Origin of the sequence: Arenibacter echinorum (assembly GCF_003259375.1) — a bacterium.
GTDB lineage: Bacteria > Bacteroidota > Bacteroidia > Flavobacteriales > Flavobacteriaceae > Arenibacter > Arenibacter echinorum.
In genome coordinates this window covers 254,627-267,950 of record NZ_QLLN01000003.1, presented here as the reverse complement: position 1 = coordinate 267,950, position 13,324 = coordinate 254,627, and the positions used below count along the sequence as shown (strand labels likewise).

General features: G+C 37.3%; 10 protein-coding genes. 6 read left to right on the top strand and 4 right to left on the bottom strand.

The window, feature by feature from the left end; translation table 11 throughout:
- Positions 1–13: 13 nt before the first annotated feature.
- Entirely contained in the window at positions 14–808 is a 795-nt protein-coding gene (locus LV92_RS08345) for an SDR family oxidoreductase (RefSeq protein ID WP_111623601.1), read from the top strand.
- On the opposite strand, the gene LV92_RS08340 is transcribed toward LV92_RS08345, so the two are convergent.
- From LV92_RS08340 to LV92_RS08330, 3 genes are all read right to left on the bottom strand, one after another.
- Positions 809–1,489, bottom strand: a complete 681-nt coding sequence (locus tag LV92_RS08340) for a metal-dependent hydrolase (RefSeq protein ID WP_111623196.1) — start codon at positions 1,487–1,489, stop codon at positions 809–811.
- 24 nt (positions 1,490–1,513) lie between these two features.
- Positions 1,514–3,439 (bottom strand): sensor histidine kinase, encoded by a 1,926-nt coding sequence (locus LV92_RS08335; protein ID WP_245946305.1) that lies wholly within the window; start codon positions 3,437–3,439, stop codon positions 1,514–1,516.
- 671 nt (positions 3,440–4,110) lie between these two features.
- A complete protein-coding gene (locus LV92_RS08330) occupies positions 4,111–4,878 on the bottom strand; it encodes an XRE family transcriptional regulator (protein WP_245946304.1) in 768 nt (255 codons plus the stop codon).
- A gap of 173 nt (positions 4,879–5,051) precedes the next feature.
- Here LV92_RS08330 and LV92_RS08325 point away from each other — a divergent pair, with 173 nt between their 5' ends.
- Both LV92_RS08325 and LV92_RS08320 read left to right on the top strand, forming a co-directional pair.
- A complete protein-coding gene (locus LV92_RS08325) occupies positions 5,052–5,231 on the top strand; it encodes a hypothetical protein (protein WP_111623194.1) in 180 nt (59 codons plus the stop codon).
- Between the two features lie 2 nt (positions 5,232–5,233).
- Entirely contained in the window at positions 5,234–5,953 is a 720-nt protein-coding gene (locus LV92_RS08320) for a TIGR03915 family putative DNA repair protein (protein ID WP_111623193.1), read from the top strand.
- Between the two features lie 127 nt (positions 5,954–6,080).
- Here LV92_RS08320 and LV92_RS08315 read toward each other — a convergent pair whose 3' ends face one another.
- Positions 6,081–6,608, bottom strand: coding sequence for a hypothetical protein (locus LV92_RS08315; RefSeq protein ID WP_111623192.1), 528 nt, complete (start codon positions 6,606–6,608; stop codon positions 6,081–6,083).
- A 121-nt stretch (positions 6,609–6,729) separates the two neighbouring features.
- Between LV92_RS08315 and uvrA the strand changes: the two genes are divergently transcribed.
- From uvrA to LV92_RS08300, 3 genes are all read left to right on the top strand, one after another.
- Positions 6,730–9,564 carry an excinuclease ABC subunit UvrA gene (gene uvrA, locus LV92_RS08310; protein ID WP_111623599.1) on the top strand — a complete coding sequence of 945 codons (2,835 nt, stop codon included), beginning with the start codon at positions 6,730–6,732 and terminating at the stop codon, positions 9,562–9,564.
- 94 nt (positions 9,565–9,658) lie between these two features.
- Positions 9,659–10,345: an LOG family protein gene (locus LV92_RS08305; RefSeq protein WP_111623191.1), complete on the top strand. Its 687-nt coding sequence runs from the start codon at positions 9,659–9,661 to the stop codon at positions 10,343–10,345.
- Positions 10,346–10,356: 11 nt separating this feature from the next.
- A complete protein-coding gene (locus LV92_RS08300) occupies positions 10,357–13,203 on the top strand; it encodes a gluzincin family metallopeptidase (protein ID WP_245946303.1) in 2,847 nt (948 codons plus the stop codon).
- Positions 13,204–13,324: the final 121 nt, after the last annotated feature.

The window sequence follows — 13,324 nt, the reverse complement described above, 5'->3', positions numbered from 1 at the left end:
AATTATGAAAAAAATGAAAACAAAAGTTGAAAAGGTAGTTTGGATAACAGGGGCTTCATCTGGAATAGGTGAAGCACTGACCTATGAACTTAATCGCAAAGACTATAAACTGATAATATCTTCCAGAAATTTAATAGATCTGCAACAAGTAAAGGCCCGATGCACAAATAGTGATCTTATCTCCCTGCTCCCATTGGATTTGATGGATAGGGATAAAATGTCTGAAAAAGTAACTGAAGCCTTATCTTTTTATGGGTCAATACACCTATTGATAAATAATGCTGGTATAAGCCAGCGCTCTTTAATTATGGAAACCGATTTGCAAGTCTATCAGAAATTAATGGACGTAAATTACTTTGGTACCATTGCCCTTACCAAAGCAATCCTTCCTTATTTTGTTTCCCAAAAAAAAGGCCATTTTGTTACCGTAACCAGCCTAATGGGAAAATTTGGCTCTCCCTATCGCTCTGGATATTGCGGGGCCAAGCACGCACTACATGGTTTTTTTGATGTTCTGCGCATGGAACATGAAGAGGACAACATAAAGGTAACCATGGTATGTCCAGGGTTTGTAAATACCTATGTAGCCATAAATGCCCTTACCGCAGATGGCAGTCCCCAGGTCGACAATGATGTGGCTACTAAAAATGGACTATCTCCTCATGTTTTTGCCAAGAAAATGGTCAACGCCATAGAAAAAGAGAAATTCGAAGTTTACATTGGCCGGAAAGAAGTAATGGGTATTTATATGAAAAGATTTTTTCCCAAACTACTCCACAGGCTAGTACTGCGAAGTAAAGTGAGATAACTAAACTATTAAAGACCCTCCTATTTCCAACAGAATTAGCTCTTTACCATGCTTGGAAAATTTTTGAACAGATTCTTTATGGTCAATTACAATATACCCGAAAGTATCATAATGATAACCCAATATCTTAGGGCATTCCACAAAATTGGACGCTAAAATGGCATCATCGACGCCCATCGTAAAATTATCACCAATGGGCAATACTGCTAGATCCAATTGAAAGGACATCGGAATAAGTTTCATATCCATAGTCAAGGCAGTGTCACCGGCAATATAAATATGTTTTCCTTCTGAAGATAGAATAAATCCCCCTGGCTGGCCTCCATAGGTCCCATCTGCAAAGGAAGAGGTGTGAATGGCATTTACATATTTCAGGGTACCAAAATCGAACTTCCAACTCCCACCGTGGTTCATAGGGTGAGCCTTTAAGCCCTTGTTTTCATAGTAAGTGGTTATCTCAAAATTGCTTACCACTATGGCTTTGCTCATTTTTTCAATTTCCTCAACATCCAAAGTATGGTCTTGATGGGCGTGGGTAACCAGGATGTAATCGGGCTTTAGATCTTTAATGTCGATTTTCCCATCGACTTTATCATTTCCTGAAATATACGGATCTACCAGTAACCTTTTTCCACCTGTTTCAATTAATAAAGAGGAATGGCCTAAAGAAGTAATTTGCATAAGTTGAACTGTTTTTGTTCAAATTTATTTAAAATTGAACCAAAAACGAACTCCTTCCGATGTTTTATCGATATTTAAAGTAGATTGAAGCTGATTTACCAAACGATTCATTAACCTGATTCCCATGGAGGAATTGGCCCTGTCATCCGTATCTTCTGGCAGTCCTATACCATTATCCGTGTACTCAAAATAACCTTGTCCCCCATTTTTTCTCAAATGGATATAAATCTTTCCATTTTCGTCATCGTCAGGGAAGGCATATTTAAAAGAATTGGATACCAATTCGTTTAAAATAAGACCAAAGGGAATTGCCCTATCAATATCCAACTCAACGCCTTCGGCATCAATGGTAATATTTATATTATGGCCACCTTTTTTGTAGACCGATTGTACACTGTTTATAAGACTTTCTATATACCCCTGCATTTCTATCACGGAGAGATCATCGTTCTGATATAATTTTTGATGGATAAGTGCCATAGCCTTTACCCTGCTCTTGCCCTCTTCCAATGCTTCGATAGCCGCTTTACTACGGGTGTTTTTTGTCTGAAGGCTTAGTAAACTGGAAACCATTTGAAGGTTGTTTTTTACCCTATGGTGAATTTCTTTTAAAAGTGAATCCTTCTCCACCAGTGAAGCTTCTATTATGCGCTTCTGATCAGCAATGAGTCGCTGGTTCTTAATACTTTTCAAATAGGCAAAAACCAGGCCTGCAAATCCCAAAAGTGTAAAGATCAACGAGATAAATACAATGTTTATTCTTTCCTCTTTGGCCTGTAAATCGCTTCTGGATTGTTCCAAATCCTTTTTCTGCTGCTCCATCATTTTTTTGGAGTACTCTATCTCTTGTCCGGCCACAGCAGCCAACTGCTGCTTTTTCATAGAGGATTCATTTCTGTTCAAAGAATCCCTAATACGTACGTTTCTTTTTAAATAGTCGACCGAATTTTTATAATCACCTATACGGTCATAATAGGCCGCCAATAATCTATTCCTTCTAAGAACATTTTCTATTTTCACTGGATCTTGCCCACTCAACAGATATTCCTTGGCCTTCTCATAATCTTCTTTCTGCAAATAGCAATCTGCCAATTCCAAGGTGTTTTCTACCTTATCAGAGGAGAACTTACCCTTATTGTACTCGTTGATCAAACTAATGGAATTTTCCAAATATGGAATGGCAATATCATATTCCTTGAGCAGCGCATGGCATTTACCAATGTTTCCTTCTATAATGGCTTTCAATAAATTGCCTTTGCTAATTTCTTGCTCTGTTTTCTTCCGGCTTATATCATTTAGATAGACATCGATAAATCCTTTGGCTTTTTTATAATATGTCAATGCAGTGGGTATGGACATATCCAATAGTAGGTAGCTCCCAACATTGCTCTGATATTCTGCCTGGCCAAAATAGTCGTCCTCCCTTATGGTTTTCAGCTTGTCCTTGATATAGTCGTCCATTGCCTTTCTATGAAGTCCAAGGTTGGAATAGATATCATAAAAAATAACCTTGTCCGTTAGGCCTAAATTCTTTTTCTCATTTCTTATTTCAAATTGCCGATCGTATAGCCCCAATTTCGCATAGTTGTTGTCTATCAGGTCTAAAAGGATCTTTTTGGATTGCATATCCAAATTATCAATTTTCTTGTACAATTGGTTTGCAATGGCCACACTTTTGCTAAAGTCCCCAATATCATAATAAAGTTGGGATTGCATAAGCTCATATTTGGTGATGCTTGTTGAATCCTTTACTTTTTGTGCATTGTTGTGATAGACGTTTACCGCAGCTTGCCAGTCATAGGCCGAATCCTCTAAATAGCGATTGGGGACACCAAAGAAATAATCAAATCTTTCCTGTGCTCCTTTCCTATTTTGAAATTCCTGAAAATAATCGGGTTTGGTAGAAGGGTCTTGGGCAGGCGAATACCAAAAGCACAATGAACAAATCATTAATGAAACAAACATTTTATTAAAAGACTTCACCATTGTTCAATTGTTGTCTTAATATTCTAATTACTTCTTGGTCTTTTTAATAATTTTTAAACCTTTAGCTTTTGGCACTCAATACTACAAACGCCAAAGCAGGGTTAATGTTGTACCCCGCATATCCCTAATTACCATCAACATTAATTGGCTGATAACTGCACCGATCAAATTAAGTGATTTGTGGGCAAGTTAACCATTATTTTAGCCTACATTTTGTTGTACCTATAGTAAGATTTAAAATAAAAAAGGCGATACAATTAATTTGCACAGCCTTTTTATATATGTAATGATAAGATTTGGGACTCTTTATCAGTTCAAAAATATGTTGTAGAAATGTGAATTTTGGAATTTTGTTGTGTAACACCTCGATCTTGTTGTGAAAGCTGGAAATTGAAGATATTCTTGTATTTCGTCGGAATAATTGTGTATTTCATCGATTAAATAGCCTATAAGGGAAACCCTACAATTAGTAGGTATTAATCCTATTTAAACTAAAAATTGATGAATGTTAAAAGCGCTGTACTTGATAGTAGAAGACAGAGATATATGGTTTCAATAATTTTATATTACAGCAAATAAACTGCATTAAAATAATTTACCGGATATGGCAATTTTAGTCTACGTAATGTGCTAAATCAATTATTGACTTTTTTTAATTGATTTTTAAGCTCATCCATAGATTCCTGCAATTGTCTCAACAATCCCTTTTCGGAGGTGGCATCTACACCAAAGGTTATTTTACTGCTAACTTGCCAAAGCTCTTGTAGGTCTTCCGTATTAACGCTGTATGGAGGATAATTTTCATTTAATGATATTAAGGAAATTACGGCTGGATCAGGAGATTTTTCAATTTTTTTCACCAACACGGCGTCCTGTAATACCACCACGTAAATCTTATTGGGACTAATATCTTTTAGTCCTTCAACGGCTCTGGCCAATACCCATTCTCCCGGCTTTAGATTCGGCAACATACTGTCGCCTTCAATTTGGAAACCCCTATAAGTGGCATTTCTGAATTCTGGCAAGGGAATATCAAAGGCAGGCAGCTGTTTGTACCAACTGGTGTCCTGAATATTTTGAGGGTATCCAGCAGCGGCTTTGGCATTTACCAATACCATATTCTCGTTTTCGGATGAATTTACCGTAACCACCTTTGGAATAACACTGATGTTTGTAACTGCCAGATACTTTTGGGTACTTTCACCAAATAGCCAAAGAGGATTAATTTTAAATTGTTTCAACAGTTCCGCCACTACTTTTCCCGATAATTTGGTGCGTCCCCTTTCTATGTCGGCAGTAGTATTTGAAATTCCGAGCAAGTTGGCAAAGTCAGATTGGGTATACCCCAATTCCCGGCGTAGATCGGTAAAACGCTTTGTCACAATTTCCATTTCCTCGTTCATAGTACAGGTTTTAAATTCATTTAGTTGACATAGACATACCCCTTATTTAGTTATAAGACCATATCTAATAGTTCCAAATATACGGATTTTGGAATATATCCAAAAAAAATATTGGATTATTTCCATAATTAGGAAATAGTCCATATATTTGGAATAATTACAAATACAAAATTATGACTTTGGACGATTTACATCAAACATTAAGTAGTCTAGCCTTTTCCGGGATGGAGGACAATCACTTTGTTTCAGTTAATGTTAAGAAAGGGAATGGTTCAGCTAAAGGTCATATGGTAAAAACGGAAAGAAGACGTTTAAAAAAGGAATTAAGTGTTCAACTCAGTTTATTCGATTAATTATGGAAAATCCAAAGGTTTTAATTTACGATGGCAGTTTCAATGGTTTTTTAACTACGGTTTTCAAAATTTTTGAAGAGAAAATCCCAGTCGCGAACATCCAAAAAAATAAGGAGCTTCAAAAAGGTCTGTTTTCTGAGGCAATAACCGTATTTACCCAGATGGGTAAGGCAAGACGGGTTTGGAACAGTATACAGAACAAAAGTAATTCAGCCATTAAGTCCATTTACTTTGCTTTTTTAAGCGAAACCAAAGGCATTGAATTTCTTTTGTACCAGTACATCCGTTCCATGTACGCCAATCCCAATGATAATCCTATAGAGGGAATGTCCGAAATTGTTTTAAAAATTCAGCAACACTCCAGAATGGTGGCCCGGGAAAAACATAGAATAGAAGCCATAGCAAATTTTGAATTATCACAAGATCTGGTTTACTTTTCCAATGTTTCCCCTGGGTTTGATGTGCTACCACTTATTTCCAAATACTTCAGGTCAAAATTTCATGGTCAGGAATTCATGGTGTACGATCAAAAAAGAAAGTATGCCATTTATTACAACCTCTATACTGTCGAAATTATTTCCTTGGAATTATCGGTTTATGATTGCACCGGAGACCTTTCCCATACCAACATAAAACAACTGATAAATAATAAATTGCACTCACATTCACGCTATTCCAGAAAACCTGAGATGGCCGATATGGATGAAAAGGCGGTAGTATAGTTAATACACGCGTTTATTTACCACAGTGTTTTAAATGACTACCTCTATCCTAGCCCTAGTTTTAGGTACATTCCTAAGTTCCTTCAATTCAAGGTAAACAAATTACAGTATTGATTCCTAGGTTGGCTTACTTGGTTTTTTCCCCCACAAAATTATCGCTCTGATTTTTAAAGAGCACGTTAAAGGTGGTTAGGCTGCCGTAAATTCGGGTTATATACTGTTGTAGGTCAACCTTTTCCTGGTCATCCAAATTATTGCTACTGTTTATTTTCTGCTCCATTACCCTAATTCGATCCCTGACCATGACTATTTTGTGAAAAAAGGTATCCATTGGAATTTCTTTTTCGGATAAGTTGGCATCGCCAGGTTTTAAAACTAGGCTCCCACCCTTCCATTTATCGGCAATTGGGGTAACGGAACTGGCATCGCTCCAGCGCTTTAAAATAGAAATCAACGATTGTTCCACTTCGGAAAAACTTATGGTATCCACTTCGTCCTCCACTGCTTCTATAACTTCAAAATTAGAATCCAATTCTATGGTTTCCAAACCATTGTCCATAAAGGTAACCCAATAATGTTTAGAGGTTACATTGGTAACTACCCCTTTTCCGTATTCGCTGTGATTAATCCTGGAACCTATTCCTAAAAGCTGCATTTAAAAATATTTTAAAGTTAAGAACGCTAATTTATAGCTAAGCTTTTAATCTACAAAAAACTAAATAGCACCTACTTCATTTTTAGGAGTCAAAGTCGTAACTTCGCACATTGCTATGAAAATGATTAATTACGAAGAGAATATTGAGGTTAAAGGCGCTCGTGTGCACAACCTTAAGAATATAGACGTTACCATACCCCGTGAAAAGCTGGTTGTTATTACCGGACTTTCCGGAAGCGGCAAATCATCCTTGGCCTTTGACACCATTTATGCTGAAGGTCAAAGGCGGTATATTGAGACTTTTTCGGCCTATGCCCGACAGTTTCTGGGTGGCTTGGAGCGCCCGGATGTGGACAAAATAGATGGCCTATCGCCAGTAATTGCCATTGAGCAAAAGACTACTTCAAAATCTCCCAGGTCCACTGTAGGCACCATTACCGAGATATACGATTTTCTTAGACTTTTATTTGCCAGGGCCGGAGATGCCTACAGTTACAATACTGGGGAGAAGATGGTTAGTTATGATGATGAGCAGATAAAGGAATTGATCATATCTTCCTATAAAGGCAAGAAAATAAATATCCTGGCTCCTATTATCAAATCAAGAAAAGGTCATTATAGGGAACTTTTTGAACAGATTGCAAAACAAGGTTTTGTTAAGGTAAGGGTAGATGGGGAAATCAAGGATATTGTAAAGGGCATGAAAGTGGACCGTTATAAGACCCATGATATTGAGATTGTTATAGACCGACTCAAAATTGAGGAGAGTACCGAATTGGACAAACGTATTTCGGAAACAATTAATACGGCCATGTACAGCGGTGAAAATGTACTGATGATTTTGGAAGAAGGTAAGGATGTACCCCGGTATTTTAGTAGGGATTTAATGTGCCCTACCACTGGAATTTCATACCCTTCCCCCGAACCTAATACCTTTTCTTTTAATTCCCCAAAGGGCATGTGTCCAGATTGTAATGGTCTTGGACATATTTATGAGGTAAATGAAAACAAAATATTCCCGAATAAAAATCTGTCCATAAAAGGAGGTGGAATTGCGCCCTTGGGCGAATATAAAAATTCCTGGGCCTTTAAACAGATAGAAACTATAGCGCAGCGATATAATTTTGAACTTACCACCCCAATTGCCAAAATTCCTGAGGAAGCCATTGGAGTATTGCTCTATGGTGGCAAGGAAAGTTTCGAGGTAGATTCAAAAACTTTGGGAGTAAAGCGCCTCTATAAAATAGATTATGAAGGCATTTCCAATTTTATCAAAAGTCAATTTAATGAGGCCAACTCCACGTCCATTAAACGCTGGGCCAAGGAATATATGGACAAAATTAAATGTCCCACCTGTGGAGGTACTAGGCTAAAACAAGAGTCCCTAAATTTTAAAATAGACAACAACAATATTGCCGATCTATCCAATTTGGATATTGCGGAATTGGCGGATTTCTTTAACGGTCTTGAAAAAAAATTGGAAGGCAACCAATTAAAAATTGCCGAGGAAATTATAAAAGAGATAAAAACAAGGGTCCAATTTCTATTGGATGTAGGCTTGGATTACCTCTCCTTAAATAGAAGTAGTAAATCCCTTTCAGGAGGGGAAGCGCAGCGTATTAGATTGGCAACCCAAATTGGGTCTCAATTGGTAGGTGTTCTATATATTCTGGATGAACCCAGTATTGGTTTGCATCAAAGGGATAACGAACGATTGATAAAGTCTTTGGAATCTCTCAGAGACCTCGGTAATTCAGTAATTGTGGTAGAGCATGACCGCGATATGATAGAGCGTGCAGATCATGTTATAGATATTGGACCAAAAGCTGGAAAGCATGGAGGGGAAATAATTTCGGAAGGAAAACCTGGTGATCTAAAAAACCATAATACCCTAACGGCCGACTATATTTCTGGAAAATTAAAAATAGAAATTCCAAAAAAACGCAGGGAAGGAAATGGAAAAAGCTTGGAATTATCGGGCTGTTCGGGAAATAATCTTAAAAATGTCTCAGTACGTTTCCCTCTGGGTAAAATGATCGGGGTAACCGGTGTTTCGGGAAGTGGAAAATCTACCTTGATCAACGAAACCTTATACCCTATTTTAAATGCTTATTACTTTAATGGAGTAAAGGTCCCTATGCCCTACAAGAAAATTAAGGGCTTGGAACACATAGACAAGGTCATAGATATTAACCAGTCTCCTATTGGAAGAACACCAAGGTCCAATCCTGCCACCTACACCGGAGTCTTTAGTGAAATTAGGTCGCTTTTTGCCAAAACACAGGAAGCCTCCATTAGGGGTTACAAGCCCGGTCGTTTTAGTTTTAATGTTACTGGAGGGCGTTGTGAAACTTGTCAAGGAGGAGGTCTTAGGGTAATTGAAATGAATTTCCTTCCAGATGTATATGTTGAATGTGAGACCTGTAATGGGAAACGTTTTAACAGGGAAACCTTGGAGATAAGATATAAGGGCAAATCTATTGCCGATGTACTGGAAATGACCATAAACGAGTCTGTGGATTTTTTTGAGAATATTCCCAAGATATATCGCAAATTAAAAACTATACAGGATGTTGGGTTGGGATATATTTCCTTGGGCCAGCAATCTACCACCCTATCCGGTGGAGAAGCGCAGCGTATAAAGTTGGCTACTGAACTGTCCAAAAGGGATACTGGAAATACCTTTTATATTTTGGACGAACCAACCACCGGCCTACACTTTGAAGATATCAGAGTATTGATGCACGTGCTTAATAAGCTTGTAAACAAGGGAAATACAGTTCTCGTAATTGAACACAATATGGACGTCATAAAAATGGTGGACCATATCATAGATATTGGTTACGAAGGGGGGCGCAATGGTGGTATGGTAGTTGCGGAAGGAACACCGGAGGAAGTAGCTCTCGATAAAAAAAGTTACACCTCAAAATTTTTAAGAAAAGAATTAGGTTTGTGAAATTAACTGTCAATAAAAGATACTATTTTCTTCAAAACAACATTATAACCTTATGAAAACGGTAGTCTAAATTGATAATGGATAATATTCTAACATGAGAAAAGAACAGCATCACAAAGGATGGAATGAGATAAAGACAAACGATTCTTGGGCCCTATTCAAGATTATGGGCGAGTTTGTGAACGGATTTGAAAAAATGAGTTCCATCGGTCCATGCGTTTCCGTCTTTGGGTCCGCACGTATAAAACCAGGGGAAAAATATTATGAATTGGCGGTAAGTGTGGCCAAGAGTATTGCAGAAGCTGGTTATGGAATTATTACCGGCGGTGGTCCAGGTATAATGGAGGCCGGGAATAGAGGGGCCCATTTGGCAGGCGGTACCTCTGTTGGCTTAAATATTGATTTGCCCTTTGAGCAACATGACAATCCTTATATAGATGGGGATAAAAGTTTAGATTTTGATTATTTCTTTGTCCGTAAGGTTATGTTTGTAAAATATTCCCAGGGTTTTGTGGTTTTGCCGGGCGGTTTTGGTACGTTGGATGAACTTTTCGAAGCAATTACACTAATACAGACCAACAAAATAGAGAAATTTCCCATTATTCTGGTGGGCTCGGAATTTTGGAATGGACTGTTGGATTGGATAAAGGATGTAATGCTGAAAATGGGGAACATTAGTCCCCATGATCTGGATTTGATACAAATAGTGGACACGGAAAATGAAGTGGTGGACATAATAGATTCCTTTTACAAAGGAAATATTTTAAGCCCTAATTTCTAAATACAAGATTCTTGAAGAAGTTGGAACACATACGGAAACCCATTTTATTGTTGATAATCTTTTGTGTCAATGGTCTTTCCATAGCCCAACATTCCAATAAACTTACGGCTACCTTGGATGTAGAAAGTAAAACGTTCAATATACAACAGGAAATTATTTATGAAAACAATTCCAAGGATACCTTGGAGTTTATTTACTTTAATGATTGGGCCAATGCATATGCCAATAAGAACACGGCCTTGGCCAAAAGATTTTCCGAAGAATTTAAAAAAGGCTTGCATCTTGCCAAGGAGGATGAAAGGGGAAATACTAAAATCACAAGTACCGTTGATGATAATTACCAAGGTTTGGATTGGGAGTATGCCCCTGGAAGGGACGTTATTAAAATTAATCTGAACCATCCCTTACCTCCAAATGAATCAACTAAAATATTTATTACCTATAGGGTAAAATTACCATCGGATAAATTCACGACTTACGGATATGATAATAGGGGTGGTTATTATTTAAAGGACTGGTACCTAACCCCTGCAGTTTATGATGGGGAATGGCATTTATATTCCAACAAGAATTTGGAAGACCTTTATACGGATATGGCCAATACGTCCATAGAACTTATTATTCCCGAAAATTTATTTGCGGTCTCCAATTTTCATGAATTGGGCAAAAACCAAGAAGGCAATATTCAACATATTTATTTTCAAGGAATTGATCAAAAAAGTGGAGAAATAATTATTAGGCCCACCAAACAGTTTGTAAAGCATGTAACCCCGGAGCTAACTATATTGACCGACCTGCGGTCCCCAAAGTATGATGAAATAGCTTCCGGAATATCGATCAACCGGGTATCAAAGTATATCTATGAAAATTTGGGTGATTTTCCACATAAACAATTATTGGTCTCCGAATTGGATTATGATAAGGATCCCTTATATGGAATAAACCAACTTCCTAGTTTTATTAGACCCTATGAGGAACAGTTTCAATTTGAAATGAAGTTTCTAAAAACAGCTCTCAATAGCTTTATAAAAGAAACGATGTTTCTGGATCCAAGAAACGAAAAATGGGTTACCGATGCCATTTTAAACTATCTGATGATCGGTTTTGTGGAGGACTTCTATCCGGATCAAAAACTATTGGGCAAATTATCCAGTATTTGGGGTGTGCGGAATTTTCATTTGGCCAAAATGAATTTTAATGAACAATATCCTCTGCTTCATATGCTGTCGGCCAGAAGAAATATTGATCAGTCCCTTACTACCCCCAACGATTCTCTTGTAAAATTCAATCAAAAAATAGCTAACAGGTACAAGGCAGGTTTAGGTTTGGCGTATTTGGCGGATTATACGGGAAAAGAACACGTAGACCGCAGTGTGAAAGAATTTTACATAAATTATAGATTAAAGCCATCCACAGCGGCAGATTTTAAATTTATTGTCGTAGAAAACTCCGACAAGGATATCAATTGGTTTTTTGATGAATATGTGTCCACTACCCAAAAAATCGATTTTAAAATAAAGAAGGTCCGAAAAATGGAGGATTCATTGGTGGTCATATTAAAAAATAAAGAAGGTACCAATGTACCTATTTCACTTTTTGGGATAAAAAATGACACCGTAGTTTCTAATTATTGGTTTACGGATATTACCGATCAACAGGCCTTTAGAATTCCAAAGAACGGGGAAGATCGTTTGGTTTTAAATTATGATCAAACCATTCCGGAGTTCAACCAAAGGGATAATTGGAAATCATTGAACGGCTTCTTTTCAAGCAACAAAAAACTGAAATTTCAGTTTTTCAAGGATGCGGAGGATCCCTACTACAATCAGGTTTTTTATGTTCCAGTATTGGGATTCAATAAATATGACGGACTCTCTCCCGGCATGAGATTACATAACAAAACCTTATTGGAAAGGCCGTTCGTTTTTGATCTGGCCCCTTCCTATGCTCCTAATGAAAAGACTTTTGTTGGCTACGGTAAATTTAATTTCCGCAAATACCACGGTAAAAGCGGTTTATACGTAACCAACTATTCCTTGAGGGGATCTACTTCGCATTTTCAGGAAAACTCCCGCTACAGTACGTTGAGTCCTTCTATAGGTTTTGGATGGAGGCCTAGTAATCTTTTACTTAATAAAAGGGAGGCCTTGATTTTTAGGTCAATTAGTGTATTTAGGGACATTGATCCAAATTTACAGAGTTTGGGATTGGAAACAGATCCGGATTATAATGTGTTCAACGCAAAATATTATAATACCACCAATAACATCATCAATTATCTATCCTGGTCAGTAGATGCACAGTATTCAGATAAATTTACCAAGCTTGCTTACGAATTGGAATACCGAAAACTATTTGAGAACAATAGACAGTTTAATTTGCGTTTTTTCGCCGGTAAATTCCTTAGAAATGAAACGGCAGGAAGTACAGAATTTTTTAGTTTTGCCCTTGATAGGCCCACAGACTATCTGTTCGATTATGACTATTTGGGTAGATCTGAAGGATCCGGGATCTATAGTCAACAGATTATAGTTGCAGAGGGCGGTTTTAAATCCAAACTGGAAAACCCCTTTGCCAATGACTGGATGGCAACGATCAATACTAGTGTAAATATCTGGCGGTGGATAGAACTTTACGGTGATATGGGTTTTATAAAAAATAAAGGGTTAAAAGAACGTTTTGTTTACGACTCCGGTATACGCTTAAATTTGTTGACAGATTATTTTGAACTTTATTTACCATTGTACTCGAACAACGGTTGGGAGATTTCGCAACCGCAGTACGATCAAAAAATAAGATTTGTTATAACCTTTAGTCCAAGGACTTTAACCGGGTTATTTACTAGGAAATGGTTCTAAATTATTGATATATTCTCAATTATCGAATCTATTTTTACGATATTCTCAATATTTAAAAATACACTTCAATTTTCTTTAAAGAATTATAAATTATTATCCCCTTGTATAGGTTGCAAAAACC

Coding starts and splice junctions, on each gene's coding strand:
- LV92_RS08340 (WP_111623196.1), bottom strand. CDS start 1,489: ATGCAAATTACTTCTTTAGGCCATTCCTCTTTATTAATTGAAACAGGT.
- uvrA (WP_111623599.1), top strand. CDS start 6,730: ATGATTAATTACGAAGAGAATATTGAGGTTAAAGGCGCTCGTGTGCAC.
- LV92_RS08305 (WP_111623191.1), top strand. CDS start 9,659: ATGAGAAAAGAACAGCATCACAAAGGATGGAATGAGATAAAGACAAAC.
- LV92_RS08320 (WP_111623193.1), top strand. CDS start 5,234: ATGGAAAATCCAAAGGTTTTAATTTACGATGGCAGTTTCAATGGTTTT.
- LV92_RS08330 (WP_245946304.1), bottom strand. CDS start 4,878: ATGAACGAGGAAATGGAAATTGTGACAAAGCGTTTTACCGATCTACGC.
- LV92_RS08345 (WP_111623601.1), top strand. CDS start 14: ATGAAAACAAAAGTTGAAAAGGTAGTTTGGATAACAGGGGCTTCATCT.
- LV92_RS08315 (WP_111623192.1), bottom strand. CDS start 6,608: ATGCAGCTTTTAGGAATAGGTTCCAGGATTAATCACAGCGAATACGGA.
- LV92_RS08335 (WP_245946305.1), bottom strand. CDS start 3,439: ATGATTTGTTCATTGTGCTTTTGGTATTCGCCTGCCCAAGACCCTTCT.
- LV92_RS08325 (WP_111623194.1), top strand. CDS start 5,052: ATGACTTTGGACGATTTACATCAAACATTAAGTAGTCTAGCCTTTTCC.